The following is a 19,702-nucleotide window of genomic DNA, read 5'->3' on the forward strand; positions in this document are numbered from 1 at the left end:
AGCCGCGAATAGATCATGACAAGAAATATGGGCGCCTCGAAAAATCCCAATTCCTCGTGGATGAGCCGAGTGAGACTCATTTCACAGCCTGAGTCATCCCGGCCTGGAAGTCCCGGAGAGGACGATTTTTCGAGGTGCCCATATATGAATGCTTGACGCGAAGAGCTTGCCTTCCAATCCTAAGGCACTCTCAGAAAAATGCCACACCTCAAGGGAGTATTAGAAACTCCCAGCTCAATATCGACAAGAGAAAGCTGGACCACGCATTGACTTGATCCACATGCGGCAGGCATACCGATTGCTCTTTCCTTTCAATGCACCAGATACAGGTCGACAAAATATCAAGCTGTAACAGATGCTGGCAACCGTGATTTAGCAAACAAGGCAAGGCAAAGAATCGGCATGCTGCTATCGCTAGCTACTCTCTGGGCTTATTGGACAGTCATGGCCTAGGTTGCCAGAAGTAACCTGCAAAAGAGGGCCGATGCCTAAAAGCTATTCCGATTAGTTAACAGCAAATCTCTAGGGCTTGTTGCTCGAAAAGTGCGGCCTGACCCGCGATCACCTGCACACCATAAGGTCCAATCCAAAACAGCTCTCCGCACCAGTCCATCGACACTAATTCACGCAAAACCCATGACTAGTCGACTTTTTCTTGGCAGCTATGGCCACTTACGGAGACCGGCATTGACCGACAAAGCGATGCAGGCGCAGTGATTAACTTGACGATTAGGACTTCCAGGTGATCCCAGCAAAACAACCTCTAAGAGGAGAACAAGGCCGAGCTAACAATCCCCCTTGGCACCCCTAAGGCAGGCGGGCTCGTGAACGACCCGGCCGCCTGGACCGACACCGTGCCCACCACCTGCGCCCAAGGCCTACGACCTGCACCTGGAGGAATCCAACCAGCAGTTCGTCTTCCTGATCGAAGCGCTCAACATGGGCGGACGGCGAGCAGAGCCTTGAGCACAGTGGTCTCAACCGCATGGTGATGCCGATGGCGGGCAAAAACCAAGGGGGCTGATCCCCAAACGAGCGTGCAATCCCGAACAGAAACGTGGGATTTGAGGGTGGATCTCAATTGAGACTGGATTGTTGGGGGGCTGTTCCAGGCCAAGCCTGTGCCCAAGGGCTGAGGTGGGTGCCTTTTATTGGACAGTTCCGGCCCCTGACATCGTTAACCCAGGACGGGTGGAACATGGTTCGGCCTCAGTGTAGACCGCGTGGGGAGTTTTGCCTCCAAGGGAACTGTGAGGTCTTACATGGCAATACCGCCACAGGAAGCGGGCCAGGCTGATTTCAGCGTCCCAGCCATCGCTGTATGCCCGTAGGTAGACCTCCTCGTACTTGACAGTCCTCCACAGCCGTTCAACAAGGATGTTGTCGTAGCACCGCTTTCTGCCGGACCAGCTGATCTGGATCCGCTCCCCTTTGAGTCTGGCCACAAAGTCAGCGGACGTGAACTGACAGCCTTGATCGGAGTGGAAGATCTCTGGCCTACGGCCGCCTCCCAAGGCCATCTCCAGGGCCTCCAGACAGAACTTCGTGTCAAGGCTGTTGGAGAGCCTCCAGCTGAGCACATGCCTGGAATGGAGATCCATGATCGCCACCAGATAGAGGAACCCTTTCTGCAGAGGGATGTAGGTGATGTCGGTCGCCCAGACCTGATCCACCGACGTGACCTGCGTGAGGTCCACCAGGCAGGGGAACCGCACGGACGGATCACCTGGAACCGTCGTCCGGGGCTTCTGGTAGATCGCCCGTAATCCCATGCGCCGCATGAGGTTTCGCACTCGATCTCGGCTGATCGGGATACCATCTTGGGCCAGATAGTCCACCATCCGGCGGCTGCCGCTGCAGGGATCCTCCAGGTAGAGAGCATCGATCCTGGCCATGATCCGCAGCGTCGATACACGGACCGGTGTCGGCCGGTAGTACAGCGTGGATCGAGGCAGCCCCAGCAGCGCACACTGCCTGCTGATGCTGAGCTCGGGGTGGTCGTGATCGACCAGCTTGCGCAGTTCACGGGCATCAGAGCAGTTGAGACTTTTTTTTGAGCCACTCCAGCTCCATCTGCAGCCGTCCGATCTGCTGGAACAGCTCCGCCTCCTTGGCCTGCCCCTCCTCCTTGTCCTTGGTCTTCTTGCCTCGGGTGAAGAGCTCGCTGGCACCGTCCAGGAGCTGCCGCTTCCACTGGCTCACCTGGATCGGGTGGATGGCGTGGTCGGCGGCGATCTCCTGGATCGTCTTGCGGCCACTGATCGCCTCCATGGCGACCCTGGCCTTGAACTCGGGGCTGTGGGCGCGGCGCTTGCTCATCGGTGGGAGCCCCTTTCAGGGGCGGTACCCCGCCTCAGAGGTTAACGATGGGGCCTGTCCAGAAAAGCCAGACCACCTCAGGCCCTCCCAGCCCCAAGCCATCATCCGGCAGTCGGCGCGGCAGCACCGATCTGGTGCGCCTGTACCTGCAGGACATCGGCCGCGTTGACCTGCTCAGCCACGAGGAGGAACTCACCCTCGCCCGCCAGGTGCAGCGTCGGGAACGCCTGCTGCGCGAGCGCAAACGCCTGGCGGCAACCGCGGCGGAGCTAGCCGATCTGATCGCCCTGGAAGACGATCGCCAACGGCTGGCCTCGCAGCTAGGCCACTGGCCTGCAGTGCAGCAGTGGGCCGAGCATCAGGGCTGCACAGTGCCGGAGCTGCGGGAGTGGAGATCCGCGGCCGCCACGAACCAGCCACGGTGGTGCGGCGGCCCTTCTACCGGGGGGGCGCGTAGGGGACAGGCCAGGAGGAGTGCTCCCGGCCTGTCAGACCGTTCACCTCAGTTCACAGTCACCAGGCCGGTCGCCAGATCGAAATAGGCGCTACGGATCGTCAGAGCGCCGGAGGCTTGCGCCTGCTTGAGCACCGCACTGCGGGCAGGTAGCAAGCCGGCGGCGTAGCGGGCATTGCCCTGCACCGCCTGGCTGAGGCTGTCGCCGCTCACGAGGCTGGCCCGGATCGGCTTGACCAGACCTTCCAGCAGCGGCGTGAGCGGATCGCTGCCCATGGCGGCCTTGACAGCACCGCAGTTGCTGTGGCCCAGCACCACGATCAGCGGCACCTTGAGAACACTCACGGCATATTCCATCGAGGCAACGGCGTCATCAAAGGCGGTGTTGCCGGCGCAGCGCACCTGGAACAGCTCCCCGGAACCCGAAGCGAAAACGAACTCTGGCGCCACACGGGCATCGGCGCAACTCAGAAGGGCAGCCCAGGGGCGCTGGCCCTCGTTGAGCGCCTGTGGGTTGATCTGACAGCCGCCGTAGAAGAATTCGGTTTTGAGCTTCAATCGCTTAACAGGGTCGCTCTCGCGGCTCATTGCCTGCCAGGCCCTGCTGAAGCCACGGTTGCGCTCCAGAAGCGCTTCCAGGGGGTCTCCGGGAGGGTCACAGACCTGCAGTTCCCCGAGCAGGGCCTGACTTTCAGGTTGAGCCGCTGTGGCAGGGCCCTGGGCGAACCGACTCAGCGCCATTGCTCCTGCTGCTGTTCCAGAAAGCTGCAACAGGCTGCGGCGAGATAAAGCCATGGTGAAACGGGAGCCTGCGTGCACGGCGACGAAACTCCCCGGAACCCTATGAGAAGCGCTGAGCATGCTCGGCTATCGCTGAATGAATTCCAAATCGTGCGCCCCTCTGCTGGGCCCCTGCCCGCCGCGACGGTGGAGCGCAGGGGCGCGCGACAGCCGCGGAGGCTATTCCGACACAGGGCTGATTGAAAGTCCGTCACAAGTGCGCTCGGCAGGGCTGCGACCATTGGGTTTGGTCGGCGGGAATGGATCCCTTCTTTGCCAGAACCCTCTCCTGCCAATGCCTCTGCCGACCTGATCAGTTTTCTGCAGGCGATCCCCGAGGGACGGATGCGCCGTGGGGTGCGCTTCCCCCAATGGTTTCTGCTCCTGGTGGCGGTGCTCGGGATCTTGAGCGGCTGCCAGAGCCTGCGGGATCTGGAGCGCTTTGCCATCCGCCATCACGCTGCGCTGAACCAGGCGTTGGGGCTTGAGCTCAGGCGGCCTCCCACGGATTCCACCTTCCGCTATCTGTTCCTGCAGGTGGATGTGGCCGAAATCTGCCGGCAGCTGCAGGTCTGGATGATCGCCCAGATCCCCGGTGGTGCAACGGGTCTGGATCAACTGGTGTGCGATGGCAAGACCCTGCGGGGCTCGATCGTCGCGACCGAGGTCGGCGGCGGGGCCTTCATTGCCCAGGTGAGCCTCTACTCCAAGGCGCTCGGGGCGGCGATTGCTCAGGCCACCTATGACACCCGCGAGAACCACGAGCGCGCGGTTCTGCGGGAGCTGCTCTCCACCATGGATCTGGAGGGCGTCTTGATCCAGGCCGACGCGCTCCACACGCAGAAACCGTTTTTCGGCAGCTCACGGAGCAGGGGGCCGACTTCCTCTTGACGGTGAAAGCGAACCAACGGACCCTCCACCGCCAGATCAGCGAGCAGTTCCTCTACTCCCGCAAGATCCCTTTCACGGCAACGGTTTCAGAGCAGGGTCACGGGCGCGACACCACCTGGACACTCAGGGCCAAACAGGCTCCTGACTTCATCACCGAGGCCTGGCCCGGCAGCAGCTGGATCGTCGAAGTGGTCGTCAGCGGCAAGCGTGCCGGCAAGCCCTCCCTCCAGAGACACCTCTTTCTGACCAGTCTGCGCACCACGCCAAAAGCCTTGCTGCAGCTGGTGAGAGACCGATGGTGCATTGAATGCTGGCACTGGCTCCGCGACACCCAGCTCCATGAGGATGCCCACCGCTATGGCGGCCCCGGTGCAGCGGTGCTGGCCACGCTGCGCACCCTGGCCCTGAACCTGCTCGGGCTCCACGGCCACCACTCGGTGAGAGCTGGACTGGCCGCGGTGGCCCATGACATCGCCAAGCTGCTCGCCATGGCTGGGATCAGGCCGGGATGGGTGTCTTGATCAGACTTTCAATCAGCCCTGTATTCCGACAGGTCTGCACCGATCCAGGGGAGGCCAACACGGGGTTCCATGGGAAAATCCCCGATTCCCCAGCGAATTCACCATGCGCAGCCACGGATGCGGCGACCTGCGCCCCGATGCCACCGGCCAGGCCGTGCAACTGTGCGGCTGGGTGGACCGCAGCCGTGATCACGGCGGTGTGATCTTCATCGACCTGCGCGACCGCAGCGGCACGGTGCAGATCACCGTGGACCCCGACAACGGCGCCGAGATGTTCGCCGTGGCGGAGCACCTGCGCAACGAAACGGTGATCCAGGTTGAGGGCAAGGTGCGCGAGCGCCCTGCCGATGCCATCAACGACAAGCTGGCCACCGGCCGTATTGAGGTGCTGGCCAGCGCCATCACCGTGCTCAACAGCGTGAAGGGCAACCTGCCCTTCGCCGTGTCGGTGCACGACGAGGAGAACACCCGCGAAGAGCTGCGGCTGCGCCACCGCTACCTGGATCTGCGCCGCGAGCGCATGAACAGCAACCTGCGCCTGCGGGCCCGCACGATCCAGGCCGCCCGCCGCTTCCTGGAAGACCAGGGCTTCATCGAGGTAGAAACCCCGGTGCTTACCCGCTCGACCCCCGAGGGGGCCCGCGACTATCTGGTGCCCAGTCGGGTGTGCGGCGGCGAATGGTTCGCCCTGCCCCAGTCGCCCCAGCTGTTCAAGCAGCTGCTGATGGTGGGCGGCATCGAGCGCTACTACCAGGTGGCCCGCTGCTTCCGCGACGAGGACCTGCGCGCCGACCGCCAGCCGGAGTTCACCCAGCTGGACATCGAGATGAGCTTCATGGGCCAGGAGGAGATCCTCGAGCTCAACGAAGCCCTGATCGCCACCATCTGGAAGGCCGTCAAAGGCGTGGAGCTGCCCCGTCCCTTCCCCCGGCTCACCTGGCACGAGGCCATGGAGCGCTACGGCACCGACCGGCCCGACACCCGCTATGGCATGGAGCTCACCAACGTGAGCGACCTGGTGGCCGGCATGGGCTTCAAGGTGTTCAGTGGCGCCGTGGCGGCCGGCGGCTCGGTGAAGTGCATCGCCGTGCCCGGCGGCAATGACGCTCTCAGCAATGTGCGCATCAAGCCCGGCGGTGATGTGTTCAGCGAGGCCCAGAAGGCGGGGGCTGGCGGCCTGGCCTTCATCCGCGTGCGCGAGGGCGGTGAGATCGACACGATCGGCGCCATCAAGGACAACCTCAGCGCCGCCACCAGGGCCGAGCTGCTGGAGCGCACCGGTGCGGTGCCCGGCACCCTGCTGCTGTTCGGCGCCGGCGACACCGCCACCGTGAACAAGGCCCTCGATCGGGTGCGTCAGTATCTGGCCCGCGAGCTGGGGATGGTGCAGCCCGACCGGGAGAACGACGCCTGGAACTTCCTCTGGGTGGTGGATTTCCCGATGTTCGAGTTCAACGCCGGTGACAACCGGCTCGAGGCGCTGCATCACCCCTTCTGCGCCCCCAACACCGAGGATCTGGGCGGCGATCCCGGCCAGTGGGCCGACACCCTCCCCACGGCCCGCGCCCAGGCCTACGACCTGGTGCTGAACGGCCTGGAGCTGGGCGGTGGCTCGCTGCGCATCCACGACTCGGCCCTGCAGCGCCAGGTGCTGCAGACCATCGGCCTGCCCCTGGAGGAGGCCAACCGCCAGTTCGGCTTCCTGATGGAGGCCCTCGACATGGGCGCCCCTCCCCACGGCGGCCTGGCCTTCGGTGTCGACCGGATCGTGATGCTGCTGGCCGGCGAGGAGTCGATCCGCGACACGATCGCCTTCCCCAAGACCCAGCAGGCCCGCTGCCTGATGACCCAGGCCCCCGCCGATGTGGCAGACGCGCAGCTCGAAGAGCTGCATGTGGCCAGCACCTGGAGCGAGGAGGAGAGCTGACGGCAGGGCCCGGCAAGCTCTGGAGGGGTCCAGCCGGGAGCCCCATGAGATCAGAATTCAGAGGCCCTGCTCGGGGCCACCGTTGGAGGTTGGGCCATGTCCCTCGATCAGCTGAAGGCCTTTCTCGGCAGGGTGCAGGACGATCCAGGTCTGCGGGCGGCGGTGCAGGCGGCCGCCACCGCCGATGACGTGGCCCAGATCGGCGCCGGCCTGGGGTATGTCTTCTCCGGCGATGAGCTGTTGCGGCTCTCCGGCAAAAAAGTGGGGCGGGTCACCGTGACCAAGCAGGACATCCCCGGCGAATACAACTGAACCGCTGCCCAGAGACACGACCGAGCCGTTCAACGACCGAGCGGCCGGCCGGTGGCGATCCGGCGCCGTGCGGCGTCCGTTCCTACAACGGGAGGGCCCCCGCCCCAGGCTTCCCCGGCCCCCTGCCAGACCTTCGCCTCCCTCGGCCATGACCACAGCTTCCAGCAACCCAGCGATCGACATCGGCATCCCTGAAGCCACGCGGCGGCAGATCGCCGACGAGCTCGGCCGCCTGCTGGCCGACAGCTACGTGCTCTACGGCAAGACCCATGGCTTCCACTGGAATGTGACCGGGCCGATGTTCAACACGCTCCACCTGATGTTCATGGACCAGTACACGGAGCTCTGGACCGCCCTGGACGTGATCGCCGAACGCATCCGCGCCCTCGGCTTCCCCGCCCCGTTCGGTGGCGCCACCTTCGCCGGCCTGGCCTCGATCGCCGAAACCGAGGGAGTGCCGCCGGCCCTGGCGATGGTGCGGGAGCTGGTGAGCGGCCATGAGGCCGTGGCCCGTACTGCCCGCAAGGTGTTTGCGGTGGCCGACGAGGCCAACGACCAGCCCACCGCAGACCTGCTCACCCAACGGCTGCAGATCCACGAGAAGACCGCCTGGATGCTGCGCAGCCTGCTGGAGGGCTGACCCCTCTTTTCTGAGCGAGGGTGGCCCTTGCGGCGGAAGGGGCGTGTCGTGAACCGATACATTGAAAAATCAGCCGTTCCACCATGTCCCAGGTCGCCAGCGCCAAGCCCCCCGCTCCGAGCCGGGCCACGCAGGCGAAATTCGTCTTCGTGACGGGGGGCGTGGTGTCGAGCATCGGCAAGGGGATCGTGGCCGCCAGCCTCGGGCGCCTGCTCAAGAGCCGCGGCTACAGCGTCTCGATCCTCAAGCTCGACCCCTACCTGAACGTGGACCCGGGCACGATGAGCCCGTTCCAGCACGGTGAGGTGTTCGTCACCCAGGACGGCGCCGAGACCGACCTCGACCTGGGCCACTACGAGCGCTTCACCGACACCGCCATGTCGCGCCTCAACAGCGTGACCACCGGCTCGATCTACCAGGCGGTGATCAACAAGGAGCGCCGCGGCGACTACCAGGGCGGCACCGTGCAGGTGATCCCCCACATCACCGGCGAGATCCGGGAGCGGATCCACCGGGTGGCCGCCAACAGCGGCGCCGATGTGGTGATCACCGAAATCGGCGGCACCGTGGGCGACATCGAGTCGCTGCCATTCCTGGAAGCCATCCGCGAGTTCCGCGGCGACGTGGGCCGCCAGGATCTGGCCTACGTGCACGTGACCCTGCTGCCCTACATCGGCACCTCGGGCGAACTCAAGACCAAACCCACCCAGCACTCGGTGAAGGAGCTGCGCTCGATCGGCATCCAGCCCGATGTGCTGGTGTGCCGCAGCGACCGGCCGTTCAGCGACGACCTCAAGGCCAAGATCGGCGGTTTCTGCGGTGTGCCCACCCGGGCCGTGATCCCCGCCCTCGATGCCGACAGCATCTACGCGGTGCCGCTGGCCATGGAGCACGAAGGCCTGTGCCGCGAGGTGCTCGATGTGCTCGGCCTCACCGACCACCCCAGCGACATGGAGCGCTGGCAGGAGCTGGTCACGAAACTGCGCAACCCGGGCCCTGCCGTGAAGGTGGCCCTGGTGGGCAAGTACGTGCAGCTCAACGACGCCTACCTCTCGGTGGTGGAGGCCCTGCGCCACGCCTGCATCGATCGCGACGCCTCCCTTGATCTGCACTGGATCTGCGCCGAACAGATCGAGGAACGCGGCGCGGAAGCCCTGCTGCGGGGCATGGATGCGGTGGTGGTACCGGGCGGCTTCGGCCATCGCGGCGTCGATGGCAAGGTGGCGGCGATCCGCTGGGCCCGGGAGCAGCAGGTGCCGTTCCTGGGGCTCTGCCTGGGCATGCAATGCGCCGTGATCGAGTGGGCCCGCAACCAGGCTGGCCTGGTGGGGGCGACCAGCGCCGAACTCGATGGCGACACGGCCCATCCAGTGATCCATCTGCTGCCAGAGCAGCAGGACGTGGTCGACCTGGGCGGCACCATGCGCCTGGGGGTCTACCCCTGCCGGCTGACGCCGGGCAGCCTCGCCGCCGAGCTCTACGGCGACGCGGTGGTCTACGAGCGGCACCGCCACCGCTACGAGTTCAACAACGCCTACCGCAACCTCTTCGTCGAGTCGGGCTACACGATCAGCGGCACCTCCCCCGATGGCCGCCTGGTGGAACTGATCGAGCTGCGCGACCACCCCTTCTTCACGGCCTGCCAGTACCACCCCGAATTTCTGTCGCGGCCCGGCAAGCCCCATCCCCTGTTCCGCGGCCTGATCGCCGCGGCCCAGCAGCGGCTGCCCCAGGTCGCGGCCCCACCGGCCACGGCAACGACAACAACCGAGGCCGAGGCCACGCTCGTCGCCCCGTGACCTCGCCGCTCTCCGGTGTAGCGGCAGACCAGCCCACCGCCGTCGCAGCGGGGGCACGACCAGGAGCCGCCGCTGGTCTGCAGATCGCTGTCACAGCGGCGGCACTGCCGGTGGTGGAAACCTTTCATTCCCTCCAGGGGGAAGGAGTCCACAGTGGTCGCAGCGCCTTCTTCATCCGCCTGGCTGGCTGCACGGTGGGCTGCCCCTGGTGCGACACCAAGCACTCCTGGCCCGCCGCCGCCCATCCGCTCCACAGTCTGGATGCCCTGGCGAAGGAAGCGCAGCAGGCGGCGGCGGCCGGCGCCGGCTTCGTGGTGATCACTGGCGGAGAACCCCTGCATCACGATCTCGACGAGCTCACCGCTGCGCTGCACCAGCGCACGGCCTTGCCGCTGCACCTGGAAACCAGCGGGGTGGACCGTCTCAGCGGCCACTTCGACTGGATCACCCTCTCGCCGAAGCGGCATCGCCCTCCATCCGACGATCTGCTGCGCCACTGCCACGAACTCAAGGTCGTGGTGCACGAGACGGCCGACCTTGGCTTCGCGGAGGTGATGGCCAGCGCCGCCAGCCGGCTCCGGGCGGGGAATGGCTCGGATCCGCCGGTGCTGCTGCTGCAACCCGGCTGGCAGAGCACCGACGGCCAGAGCCTGGCCCTCGGTTATGTGCAGTCCCATCCGGACTGGCGGCTGAGCCTGCAGCTCCACAAGAACCTGGGGGTGCGCTGATCACACCCTGCAGACCGAGCCTCAGAGCACCTGAGCAGGCCGCTGACGCTTCTCTGCCTTCCAGAGGCGCCAGCGCACCTCCAGATCGGCGGGGGCATAGAGCACGATCGGCAGGCTGGCGTTGTAAGGCACCACAAAGGGCTTGCCGCCGCCCAGGGTCACGAAGGCCTGCTGCGGCTTCTCGTTGGGCGGGCAGGCCATCAGGGTCGAGGCCACCGGCCCGGGAGCCGTGACCCGATAGATGGTGTAGCCCCAGCCCTTCAGCGACTCGGCCTTGATCGAGCCGCCTAGGCGTCGATGGTTGCAGTCCACCTCCATCGTGCGCCCCACCATCAGCTCCACCCGCCAGTCGGCCGGGTGGGGGGAGAGGGCGGGATCGGGGGAGGGCTGCAGCAGGCCCGGCAGCTGGATCACCCAGCGGCGCTCACCGGCCGCAGCGGCAGGGAAGGGCTTGAGATCGAGGCGGGGGATGGCCCGTGCCGCGCCCTGCCCAGCCAGGAGAACCCCCAAGGCCAGGCCAGCGAAGGCCATCCGGGCGATCGGAGTTACCGGTACCGGAGCCTGGAAACCCGTCATCGACATCCATGAGGCGCTATCCCCATCCTGAAGGGCGCCGGCCCTTTGGGGCAGCTTCCGCCTTCGGACTGCCACCAACAGGCAGATAGATCCAGGCGTGCGGGCAAGCACCGGCGCGGCCGGATCCGCCAGTATTCCTGCACGCTCCTGCCTCCGCCGCCTTGCGCGCCGCCGCTTCCCCTGATTCCCCGCCTCACACGGATCCCCGGCCCCTGACCGTGGCTCTGCTGTCCGGCGGCCTCGATTCGGCCACCGCCACCGCCCTGGCCCTGGAAGCAGGCCACCGCGTGATCGGGCTGTCCTTCGACTACGGCCAGCGCCATCGCCGCGAACTCGAGGCCGCCAGCGCCGTGGCGCGCAGCCTCGGGCTGGAGGAGCACCACACGATCAGCGTCAACCTGGCGGCCTGGGGCGGCTCAGCCCTCACCGATCTGGCCATGGCCGTGCCCAGCGGCGGCGTGGAGGAGGGCGTGATCCCATCCACGTATGTGCCAGGCCGCAACACCGTGTTCATCGCCCTGGGGCTGAGCCTGGCCGAAGCCCGGGGTGCCCAGCGGCTGGCCCTGGGCGTGAACGCGGTCGACTATTCCGGCTATCCCGACTGCCGGCCCGACTACCTGGAGGCTTTCCAGCACCTGGCCGACCTGGCCAGCAAGGCGGGGCGCCAGGGCCGCGGCATCCAGCTCTGGGCGCCGCTGGTGCAATGGAGCAAGACGCGCATCGTGCAGGAAGCCCTGCGGCTCGGGGTGCCGATCGCGGCCACCTGGAGCTGCTACAGCGGCGGCAACGCCCCCTGCGGGATGTGCGACAGCTGCCGCATCCGCGATGCCGCCCTGATCGAGGCCGGCCGCCCCGACCTCGCCAGCCACCAGGCCCCGTGATCGAGCCTTTCACGGGCTGGCGGGCCAGCGGTGGGCTGCAGCGCCGCACCATTGCCTGGCGGGATCCGGCGGTGGTGGTTCAGGCGCTGGCGGAACAGCACGGCCAGGACGGCCTGGTCTGGCTCGATGGCGACGGCACCGCCCTGGGGCGCCGCAGTCTGGTGGGCCTGGCGCCGCTGGAGGTGGTGAGCTGCCGCGGCCTGCCGGGTGAGCCCGGCGCCCGGGATCCGTTCGCGGCGCTGGCGGCGATGGTGGACGGCGGCGGCCACTGGATGGGCTGGTTGTCGTACGAGGCCGGCGGCTGGGTGGAGACCGGCGAAGCCTGGCGATCTCCGGCCATGGCCCAACTCTGGGCCGCCCGCCACGATCCGGTGCTGGAGTTCGACGCGGCCGCAGGCTGTTTGCGGCTCAAGGGCCACGATGGCGCGCGGCTGGCGGCGATGACCGCAGCGATCGAGGCCCTGGCCCCAACACCCCCCCAGGCAAGCGCAACACAAGCACCAATCGCAGCCCCTGCAATACGCGCAGCCATGGCTCACCCGGCGCCACCGGAGCCCGGCCTGCGGCTGGAGAACTGGCGCTGGCACACCGATGGGCCGGCCTTTGCCGCCGGCGTGGAGCGCATCCGCGACTGGATCGCCGCCGGGGATCTGTTCCAGGCCAATCTCACCGCCTGCTGCGAGCAGGAGCTGACGGGCCGCGTCGATGTCCTGGCGCTCTACCAACGGCTGCGGCGGAGCTGCCCGGCGCCCTTCGGTGGGCTGGCGATTGCAGCGGGAACCGAGGGGAGCAACCCGGCCCAGACCCCTGTGGAGGCCATCCTCTCGGCCTCACCGGAGCGCTTCCTGCAGGTAAGCGCCAGCGGTCTGGTGGAAAGCCGGCCGATCAAGGGCACCCGGCCGCGGCACCACGACCCGGCGATCGACGCGGATGCCGCCGCTGATCTGGTCAGCAGCGCCAAGGACCGGGCCGAGAACGTGATGATCGTCGACCTGCTGCGCAACGACCTGGGCCGGGTGTGCGTGCCGGGCTCGATCCAGGTACCCCAGCTGGTGGGCCTGGAAAGCTACGCGCAGGTGCATCACCTCACCTCGGTGGTGCAGGGTCAGCTGCGCGCCGGGCTGGGAGTTGTGGACCTGCTCCGGGCCTGCTGGCCGGGCGGCTCGATCACAGGGGCACCGAAAGTGCGGGCCTGCCGGCGGCTGCATGGGCTCGAACCGGTGCCGCGCGGGCCCTACTGCGGCTCCCTGTTCCGCCTCGCCCACGACGGCAGCTTCGACAGCAGCATCCTGATCCGTTCGCTGTTCCTGCAGGGCCGCACCCTGCGGGCCCATGCCGGCTGCGGCATCGTGGCCGATTCCGACCCCCACGATGAGGCGGAGGAGCTGGGCTGGAAGCTGGGGCCCCTGCTGGAGGCCCTGGCGTGATCAGCCCACCTGAGTCAACCAGCCTCCCGGCCGTGATCGCCTGGATCGATATCCCCAGCCCCCAGGGCTCCTGGGGCCATCCTGACGAGCTGGCCCTGCCCCTCAGCGACCGGGGGCTGCTGCTCGCCGATGGCCTGTTTGAGACGCTGCTGATCGAAGCCGGCCAACCCCATCTGCTGAGCGCCCATCTGGACCGCTGGCACCGCTCCGCTGCGCTGCTGGGCCTGGCACCGCCGCCCAATCAGGCGCGCCTGGTTCCCCTGATCACTGAGGCCGTGACGCGCAGCGGCATCACCAGCGGTGCCCTGCGGCTCAACTGGACACGGGGCAGCAGCGGCCGTGGCCTCGCCGTGCCGCTGCACAGCACCCACCGCTTCTGGCTCAGCCTCAGCGCCGCAACGGCCTGCTTCGAACCCGTGCACGTGATCGTGAGCCCCAGCGAAACCCGCAGCGCCACCAGCCTGCTGAGCCGCTGCAAGACCTTCGCCTATGGCTCCGCCATCCAGGCCCGCCGCCAGGCCGCTGCCTCAGGCGCCGACGACGCCCTGCTGCCCAGCAGCTCCGGCGGGTTGTGTTGCGGCACCAGCGCCAATCTGCTGCTGCGGCGCGGCGGTCGCTGGCTCACACCACCGCTGAGCAGCGGCTGCCTGCCCGGGGTGATGCGCCAGCAGGCGCTCCGCCATGGCCTGGCCAAGGAAAGGCCGATCAGCGAACAGGATCTGGTCAGAGGTGACGGCGCCCTGCTGCTGAACAGCCTTGGCTGCAGGCCGATCAGCCAGGTCGGAGCCAAGCCATTGCCAAGCGTGAGTCAGGTGAAGCAGTTCTGGCGCCAACTCCTGTCTCCAGCGCGTTAACGGATCGAGTCAGTGAGACTGAGTCTGCTGTGATCCGAATCGGAATCCGGCCCAGAATCAGCCCACGGTGCCGCTGCAATCAGACGCTCAGAAATTCAGACGCTCAGGAAGCGATCAATCACCTGCTTGCTGAGTTCTTCTGTGGGTCCACTGGCCACCACACCACCCTTCTGCATGGCGTAATACCAATCCGCCTGGCGAACGAAGTGGAGGTGCTGCTCCACCAGCAACACGCTGATGCCGGTGGTTTCAATGATGCGTCGCACGGCCCGTTCGATATCCAGCACCACTGAGGGTTGGATGCCTTCGGTGGGCTCATCGAGCAGCAGCAGCTTGGGCTTGCCCAGCAGAGCGCGGGCGATCGCCAGCTGCTGCTGCTGGCCACCGGAGAGGTCACCACCGCGGCGGGCCAGGAACTTCTCCAGCACCGGGAACAGCTCAAACACCAGCGGGTCGATGTGGCGATGCTGCGCCAGACCTCCCGGCCGAGCCTCCATGCCGAGCAGCAGGTTTTCCCGCACCGTGAGCTGGGGGATGATCTCCCGCCCCTGGGGCACGTAGCCGATGCCGGCCCGGGCCCGTTGGTGGGGCGGCAGACGCGAGACCTCCCGATCCTCCAGCTCCACCGAGCCAGAACGCTGCCGCAACAGGCCCACCACGGTCTTGAGAAGAGTGGTCTTGCCGACACCATTGCGGCCGATCAGGCAGACCATCTGACCCGATCTGACGCTGAGATCAACATTGCGCAGGATGTGACTCTCGCCGTAGTACACATTCAGGCCCTGCACTTCCAGCAGGGGGCCGGAGGCGGTGGCCGAGGCGGCCGGCTGGGTGAGGGGGCTGGTGGTCATCAGGGGTAGGCGGAACGGCGTGACTGAACGGCGTGATCAAACAGCCGAAGAGGAATGAAGGAAGGGGAACTGGCGTTCAGGCGGCTTCGGTGTCGCTACCGAGGTACACCTCGATCACACGGGGATCGCTCTGCACCTCATCCATCGATCCCTCACAGAGCACATGACCTTCATGCAGCACCGTGACGGGGGCCTGCAGATCGCGGATGAACTCCATGTCATGCTCGATCACCAGCACGGTGTGGGCACCGGCCAGCTGGCGCAGGAGTGCGGCGGTGAGCTCGGTTTCCTCATCGGTGAGGCCGGCCACCGGCTCATCCACCAGCAAGACCTGGGGATCCTGGGCCACAAGCATGGCGATCTCGAGCCACTGCTTCTGACCGTGGGACAAGCCCCCGGCCTTCTGATGGGCGTAGGGATGCAGGCCCACCACCTCGAGCAGCTCCTGCACCCGATCACGGGCGGTGGCGTCGAGCCGCCCGAATAACAGATCAAAAGGTGAGGCGCGGCGGCTGACCGCGAGCTCGAGATTGCGACGGGGCGTGAGGTTCTGATACACCCGTGGCGTCTGGAACTTGCGGCCGATGCCGAGCCGGGCGATGCGATGTTCCGGCAGCCCGACCAGCGAACGGCCACGGAAGAACACATCCCCCTTGGTGGGACGCACCTTGCCGGTGATCACATCGAGAAAGGTGGTCTTTCCGGCACCGTTGGGGCCGATCACGGCCCGCAGATCACCAGGAGCCAGTGACAGATTGAGATCATTGAGGGCCCAGAAGCCGTCAAAACTGACGCTCACCTGGCGCAGTTCCAGCAGAGGCGTGGCTGAATCCAAAACAGGAGCGGAAGCGGCGGAACTCATGGGGAACCTCCGGGGGTTGGATCGGATTGGACAGCCTCGGCTTCAGCCTGAACAGCAGGATCGAAATCGATCTCGGGATAGGTGGGGGCCAGGGGGGCAATTCCCAGCATGGCCAGGATCCTGGCTGGGCCTCCCTGGGTCCACCACCCCACCAGACCATCGGGCAGGGCTGTGACCACGAGCAGAAACAGACCACCCTGGATGAAGAGCCAGGTTTCAGGCAACTGCTCACTGATCAGGCTCTTGGCATAGTTGATCAGCACCGCACCGAGCACCGCACCGATCAAGGTGCCGCGGCCACCTACCGCCACCCAGATCACCATCTCGATCGAGAAGGGCACCGCCATGTACTGAGGGCTGATGATTCCAGACTGCACCGTGTACAAAGCACCGCTGACTCCGGCCATCGCACCGGCGATGGCGAACACCAGGGTTTTATAGGCCGTGGGGTTGTAGCCGGTGAAGCGCAAGCGCGGTTCATCGTCGCGGATGGCGATCAGGGCGTCACCGAAACGGCCGCGGGTGAGCCAGCGGCAGAGGAACCAACTGAGCACCACCAGCAGCAACGTGACCCAGAACAGATTGCGCTGCATCGCATCACTGCCCACCAGGGCCCCGAAGATGCGCGCGGTATCGGTTTTGAGTCCATTGGTGCCGTTGATCAACTTCTGCTGACCGTTGAAGAAGTTGAAGAAAACCAGCAGGGCCGCCTGGGTGAGGATCGAGAAGTAGACCCCCTTGATCCGGTTGCGGAACACCAGAAAACCGAGCACTCCCGCCACCAGGGCCGGCAGGATCCAGAGGCAGAAAAAGGTGAAGACGGCTGAATTGAAGGGCTGCCAGAACGCCGGCAACTCCTTGACGCCGTAGAGCCCGAAGAATTCAGGCAGCTGGCCGGGCTGCAGCGATGTGAGCTGCAGATGCATACCCAGGGCATAACCGCCCAGAGCAAAGAAGATGCCCTGCCCAAGGCTGAGCATACCGGTGAAGCCCCAGATCAGATCGATGCCGAGGGCCACGATGCCCAGGGAGAGGAAGCGGCCTAAAAGGTTGAGCCGGAAGGGCGGAAGCACCGAAGGCAGAATCAGGGCCGCCGCAATCAGAAGGATCCAGGGCAGCCAGCGGCGCACGAAACCTGAGGGGCTGCCGCCGCCGGCAGATGTCAAGGCTGAGGTGGAAGGACTTGCCATGGTTCAGGCCTCCACCAGGCGGCCCTTCGGTGGGAAGAGACCCGCCGGACGGAACTGGAGGAACACCACCACGAGGGCAAACACCATCACCTTGGCCATGGAGGTGGTGGCGAAGAAGGTGACCACCTCATTGAGACCTGCCGGCATCGCAGGCCAGACCAGCAGGAGGGAACCGGAGCCAATCACATAACTGAGCACGCCGATCCCCAGGGCCGCCACAACGGTGCCGAGCAACTTGCCCACACCACCAAGCACCACCACCATGAAACAGTCGACGATGTAATTACCGCCCAGGTTGGGACCCACCGAACCCAGCAGGGTGACAGCCACCCCGGCGACGCCAGCCAGCCCGGATCCCACCAGGAAGGTGAGAGCATCCACCTTTTCGGTTGGAATGCCGAGGCAATCACTCATCGGCCGGTTCTGGGTCACGGCGCGGATCCGCAGACCCCAGACACTCTTCTGAAGAAACCAGGTGACACCGATCAGGGCCACGGCCGTGAGGGCCAGGATGAATAAGCGGGCGGTGGGCATGGTGACACCGCCGAAATCAAGGGAATCACGCAGCCAAAGTGGTGCCGTCACGTCGAGGTTGCGGGCGCTGAACCAGGGCTGATCCAGCTGGCGCACTTCCCCCAGCGCTGAGGCCAGCGCGATGCCAACGCCGCCGGCAATCAGCCAGCTGCCGGTTCCGAGCAGGGGAGTCCAGCGCTGCTTCCACCACACGGCCGGGGTGATCCGGGGAGCCAGCAGACCCAGGGCCACGGTCAGCAGCAGGCCCAGGAAGAAGGCGCTGGAGACCGAACGGACAAATTGCTGCAGGATCAGGCTCACCCCCCAGGTGGCCAGCAGGGTCTCGAGGGGCCGGCCGTAGAGGCGGCGGATCACCGTCTTCTCGAGCAACAGGCCCGCCAGACCACTCACCAGAAACGCCACGGGAATGGCGATCAGGATGTAGATCGGGAACAGCGCTTCGAGGGGACCATTCTTGCAAAGGTTCTGCACCACGAAGGTGCTGTAAGCGCCAAGCATCATCAACTCGCCATGGGCCATGTTGATGACGCCCATCAGACCGAAGACCACCGCCAGCCCGAGGGCGGCGAGCACAAGCACCGAGCCGATTGCCAGGCCGTTGAAGAGAGTGTCGTAGAGAAGTGTCATCGCCGGGTACAAAAAGAGGGGGAGCGCACTCCCCCTCGTGAAAGCAGCAACCGCGACGGAGTCCGGTGGCCGAATCCCGAACGAGGGATCCAGGCTTGCCGCCCGGATCCAGCTCGATCACATCTTGAACTTGCCGGGGTTCTCCACGTCGGTGCGGGTCCAGTCGCAGGTGTAGCCCTTGGTTTCCGGCACGAACTGGTTCCAGGCCACGGGCTTGACGAAACCCTTGTCCTCGAGGATCTTGAACATGCCGTCTTTCTGGACTTCACCGATCAGCACGCGCTTCTCGGTGTGGTGGTTGGGCTGCACCGTCACCGTTCCCTGAGGAGCATCAAAGCTGACGCCGATCAAGGCCTTACGGACTTCCTTGTTATCGACCGTGCCGGCCTTCTCGGCAGCCTTGGCCCAGAGGTAGACCATCATGTAAGCGGATTCAGCCGGGTCATTGGTGACCCGGTTGTCGCCGTACTTGGCCTTGAAGGCCTCGGTGAACTTCTTGGATCCAGGGGTATCGAGGCTCTGGAAGAAGTTCCAGGCGGCGTAGGTGCCCTCCAGATACTCAGGACCGATCGCTGCGACCTCCTCCTCGGCGATCGAGAAGCTCATGATCGAGTAGCCGTTGGCGGGGGTGATGCCTGCAGCCTTCATCTGCTTGAAGAAGGCCACGTTGCTGTCGCCGTTCAGGGTGTTGACGATCACACCGCCATTGGGCAGAGCCTGCTTGATCTTGGCGATGATCGGAGCCACCTCGGTGTTGCCCAGGGGCAGATAGTCTTCACCCACCACATTGCCGCCCAGGGTCTTGAGCTGCTCCTTCATGATGGTGTTGGCCGTGCGCGGATAGACGTAATCCGAGCCCACCAGGAAGAAATCCTTGCCTTTGTTCTTCAGCAGCCACTCCACCGCAGGCTCGGCCTGCTGGTTGGGAGCTGCGCCGCTGTAGAAGATATTCGCGGAGCACTCCTGCCCTTCGTACTGAATCGGGTAGAAGAGGAAGTGGTCCTTGGCTTCGAAGACCGGCAACATCGCCTTGCGACTGGCGGAGGTCCAACCTCCGAACACCACGGCCACCTGATCCTGATCGATCAATTTCTTCGCCTTCTCGGCAAAGGTGGGCCAATCGGAGGCGCCATCTTCTTCGATCGGGACGATCTTGAGCCTCTTATCCCCAATCTTGACGCCGCCTTCCTTATTGATTTCGTCGATCGCCATCAACTCGGCTTCGGCCACCGTGTTCTCGGAAATGGCCATGGTGCCGGAACGGGAATGGAGGATCCCGACCTTCACTTCGCCGTCAAAGTCGCCGGAGGCGGACTCACCGCCGCCGCCACCGCCGCAGGCTGCCAGGCTGAAGGCAGTGGCCAATGCGGTGGCGCCACCAATCAGACGCAGGGACGATTTCTGCATCGCGAATGGCTTCATAGAGAGCTCTCCGGAAAAATGCGCTTGTTGTTGTCCGCCTCGCAGCGGTTGTCGGACGGTAAGTAGGTGGGCATTCCAAACTTTGTAGCCGCCGCTACTGTTTGTTC

The 19,702-nt window shown here is 65.5% G+C and carries 18 protein-coding genes and 1 pseudogene; 10 read left to right on the forward strand and 9 right to left on the reverse strand.

Annotated elements, in window-relative coordinates; genetic code table 11:
• Nucleotides 1–1,148 precede the first annotated feature (1,148 nt).
• A complete protein-coding gene (locus tag H8F24_RS04010; protein WP_231598222.1) occupies nt 1,149–2,021 on the reverse strand; it encodes an IS3 family transposase in 873 nt (290 codons plus the stop codon).
• Between the two features lie 10 nt (nt 2,022–2,031).
• Nucleotides 2,032–2,319: a transposase gene (locus H8F24_RS19150; RefSeq protein WP_231598083.1), complete on the reverse strand. Its 288-nt coding sequence runs from the start codon at nt 2,317–2,319 to the stop codon at nt 2,032–2,034.
• 47 nt (nt 2,320–2,366) lie between these two features.
• Between H8F24_RS19150 and H8F24_RS20015 the strand changes: the two genes are divergently transcribed.
• Nucleotides 2,367–2,861 (forward strand): sigma-70 factor domain-containing protein, encoded by a 495-nt coding sequence (locus tag H8F24_RS20015; RefSeq protein ID WP_304623205.1) that lies wholly within the window; start codon nt 2,367–2,369, stop codon nt 2,859–2,861.
• On the opposite strand, the gene H8F24_RS04020 is transcribed toward H8F24_RS20015, so the two are convergent.
• Nucleotides 2,822–3,514, reverse strand: coding sequence for a carbonic anhydrase (locus H8F24_RS04020; RefSeq protein ID WP_231598085.1), 693 nt, complete (start codon nt 3,512–3,514; stop codon nt 2,822–2,824). The genes H8F24_RS20015 and H8F24_RS04020 overlap by 40 nt on opposite strands.
• Nucleotides 3,515–3,898: 384 nt before the next feature.
• Here H8F24_RS04020 and H8F24_RS19160 point away from each other — a divergent pair.
• The 6 genes and pseudogenes from H8F24_RS19160 to H8F24_RS04055 all read left to right on the forward strand — a co-directional run bounded on the left by H8F24_RS19160 (nt 3,899) and on the right by H8F24_RS04055 (nt 10,371).
• Nucleotides 3,899–4,965: pseudogene (locus H8F24_RS19160) on the forward strand (ISAs1 family transposase).
• Between the two features lie 103 nt (nt 4,966–5,068).
• Nucleotides 5,069–6,892 carry an aspartate--tRNA ligase gene (gene aspS, locus H8F24_RS04035; RefSeq protein ID WP_197171049.1) on the forward strand — a complete coding sequence of 608 codons (1,824 nt, stop codon included), beginning with the start codon at nt 5,069–5,071 and terminating at the stop codon, nt 6,890–6,892.
• Between the two features lie 96 nt (nt 6,893–6,988).
• Nucleotides 6,989–7,204 (forward strand): Nif11-like leader peptide family natural product precursor, encoded by a 216-nt coding sequence (locus H8F24_RS04040; protein ID WP_197158245.1) that lies wholly within the window; start codon nt 6,989–6,991, stop codon nt 7,202–7,204.
• 148 nt (nt 7,205–7,352) lie between these two features.
• Entirely contained in the window at nt 7,353–7,844 is a 492-nt protein-coding gene (locus tag H8F24_RS04045; protein ID WP_197171051.1) for a Dps family protein, read from the forward strand.
• Between the two features lie 83 nt (nt 7,845–7,927).
• The gene (locus H8F24_RS04050) at nt 7,928–9,643 is read left to right on the forward strand and encodes a CTP synthase (RefSeq protein WP_197171053.1); all 1,716 of its coding nucleotides are present in this window, start codon (nt 7,928–7,930) and stop codon (nt 9,641–9,643) included.
• Nucleotides 9,644–9,726: 83 nt separating this feature from the next.
• Nucleotides 9,727–10,371 (forward strand): 7-carboxy-7-deazaguanine synthase QueE, encoded by a 645-nt coding sequence (locus tag H8F24_RS04055; protein WP_197159020.1) that lies wholly within the window; start codon nt 9,727–9,729, stop codon nt 10,369–10,371.
• A gap of 21 nt (nt 10,372–10,392) precedes the next feature.
• Here the strand turns inward: H8F24_RS04055 and H8F24_RS04060 are convergent, their stop codons facing one another.
• The gene (locus H8F24_RS04060) at nt 10,393–10,947 is read right to left on the reverse strand and encodes an ecotin (RefSeq protein ID WP_231598086.1); all 555 of its coding nucleotides are present in this window, start codon (nt 10,945–10,947) and stop codon (nt 10,393–10,395) included.
• 212 nt (nt 10,948–11,159) lie between these two features.
• Between H8F24_RS04060 and queC the strand changes: the two genes are divergently transcribed.
• From queC to H8F24_RS04075, 3 genes are read left to right on the forward strand one after another with little or no spacing between them, the layout of a single operon-like run.
• Complete coding sequence (queC, locus tag H8F24_RS04065; protein ID WP_197159017.1) at nt 11,160–11,828, forward strand: 7-cyano-7-deazaguanine synthase QueC; 669 nt, start codon at nt 11,160–11,162, stop codon at nt 11,826–11,828.
• Complete coding sequence (locus H8F24_RS04070) at nt 11,825–13,255, forward strand: anthranilate synthase component I family protein (RefSeq protein ID WP_231598087.1); 1,431 nt, start codon at nt 11,825–11,827, stop codon at nt 13,253–13,255. The genes queC and H8F24_RS04070 overlap by 4 nt, the downstream gene beginning before the upstream one ends.
• Complete coding sequence (locus H8F24_RS04075) at nt 13,252–14,109, forward strand: aminotransferase class IV (RefSeq protein WP_231598088.1); 858 nt, start codon at nt 13,252–13,254, stop codon at nt 14,107–14,109. The genes H8F24_RS04070 and H8F24_RS04075 overlap by 4 nt, the downstream gene beginning before the upstream one ends.
• Before the next feature lie 95 nt (nt 14,110–14,204).
• Here H8F24_RS04075 and urtE read toward each other — a convergent pair whose 3' ends face one another.
• The 5 genes from urtE to urtA all read right to left on the reverse strand — a co-directional run bounded on the left by urtE (nt 14,205) and on the right by urtA (nt 19,580).
• Nucleotides 14,205–14,960, reverse strand: coding sequence for an urea ABC transporter ATP-binding subunit UrtE (urtE, locus tag H8F24_RS04080; protein WP_197171055.1), 756 nt, complete (start codon nt 14,958–14,960; stop codon nt 14,205–14,207).
• A 76-nt stretch (nt 14,961–15,036) separates the two neighbouring features.
• Nucleotides 15,037–15,822 carry an urea ABC transporter ATP-binding protein UrtD gene (gene urtD / locus H8F24_RS04085; protein ID WP_197158233.1) on the reverse strand — a complete coding sequence of 262 codons (786 nt, stop codon included), beginning with the start codon at nt 15,820–15,822 and terminating at the stop codon, nt 15,037–15,039.
• Nucleotides 15,819–17,012, reverse strand: coding sequence for an urea ABC transporter permease subunit UrtC (urtC, locus tag H8F24_RS04090; RefSeq protein ID WP_197171057.1), 1,194 nt, complete (start codon nt 17,010–17,012; stop codon nt 15,819–15,821). Before urtC ends, urtD begins: the two co-directional genes overlap by 4 nt.
• A gap of 3 nt (nt 17,013–17,015) precedes the next feature.
• Nucleotides 17,016–18,173 carry an urea ABC transporter permease subunit UrtB gene (locus tag H8F24_RS04095; RefSeq protein ID WP_197158229.1) on the reverse strand — a complete coding sequence of 386 codons (1,158 nt, stop codon included), beginning with the start codon at nt 18,171–18,173 and terminating at the stop codon, nt 17,016–17,018.
• 117 nt (nt 18,174–18,290) lie between these two features.
• Nucleotides 18,291–19,580: an urea ABC transporter substrate-binding protein gene (urtA, locus tag H8F24_RS04100; protein ID WP_197158227.1), complete on the reverse strand. Its 1,290-nt coding sequence runs from the start codon at nt 19,578–19,580 to the stop codon at nt 18,291–18,293.
• Between the last annotated feature and the right edge of the window lie 122 nt (nt 19,581–19,702).

The organism is Synechococcus sp. CBW1002 (assembly GCF_015840915.1).
GTDB lineage: Bacteria > Cyanobacteriota > Cyanobacteriia > PCC-6307 > Cyanobiaceae > CBW1002.

Excerpts from the sequence above, each read along its gene's own strand:
- urtD (WP_197158233.1), bottom strand. The coding sequence starts at position 15,822 with ATGAGTTCCGCCGCTTCCGCTCCTGTTTTGGATTCAGCCACGCCTCTG.
- urtE (WP_197171055.1), bottom strand. The coding sequence starts at position 14,960 with ATGACCACCAGCCCCCTCACCCAGCCGGCCGCCTCGGCCACCGCCTCC.
- H8F24_RS04060 (WP_231598086.1), bottom strand. The coding sequence starts at position 10,947 with ATGACGGGTTTCCAGGCTCCGGTACCGGTAACTCCGATCGCCCGGATG.
- H8F24_RS20015 (WP_304623205.1), top strand. The coding sequence starts at position 2,367 with ATGGGGCCTGTCCAGAAAAGCCAGACCACCTCAGGCCCTCCCAGCCCC.
- H8F24_RS04045 (WP_197171051.1), top strand. The coding sequence starts at position 7,353 with ATGACCACAGCTTCCAGCAACCCAGCGATCGACATCGGCATCCCTGAA.
- urtA (WP_197158227.1), bottom strand. The coding sequence starts at position 19,580 with ATGCAGAAATCGTCCCTGCGTCTGATTGGTGGCGCCACCGCATTGGCC.
- urtC (WP_197171057.1), bottom strand. The coding sequence starts at position 17,012 with ATGGCAAGTCCTTCCACCTCAGCCTTGACATCTGCCGGCGGCGGCAGC.
- H8F24_RS04050 (WP_197171053.1), top strand. The coding sequence starts at position 7,928 with ATGTCCCAGGTCGCCAGCGCCAAGCCCCCCGCTCCGAGCCGGGCCACG.
- aspS (WP_197171049.1), top strand. The coding sequence starts at position 5,069 with ATGCGCAGCCACGGATGCGGCGACCTGCGCCCCGATGCCACCGGCCAG.
- H8F24_RS04020 (WP_231598085.1), bottom strand. The coding sequence starts at position 3,514 with ATGGCGCTGAGTCGGTTCGCCCAGGGCCCTGCCACAGCGGCTCAACCT.
- H8F24_RS04040 (WP_197158245.1), top strand. The coding sequence starts at position 6,989 with ATGTCCCTCGATCAGCTGAAGGCCTTTCTCGGCAGGGTGCAGGACGAT.
- H8F24_RS04095 (WP_197158229.1), bottom strand. The coding sequence starts at position 18,173 with ATGACACTTCTCTACGACACTCTCTTCAACGGCCTGGCAATCGGCTCG.
- H8F24_RS19150 (WP_231598083.1), bottom strand. The coding sequence starts at position 2,319 with ATGAGCAAGCGCCGCGCCCACAGCCCCGAGTTCAAGGCCAGGGTCGCC.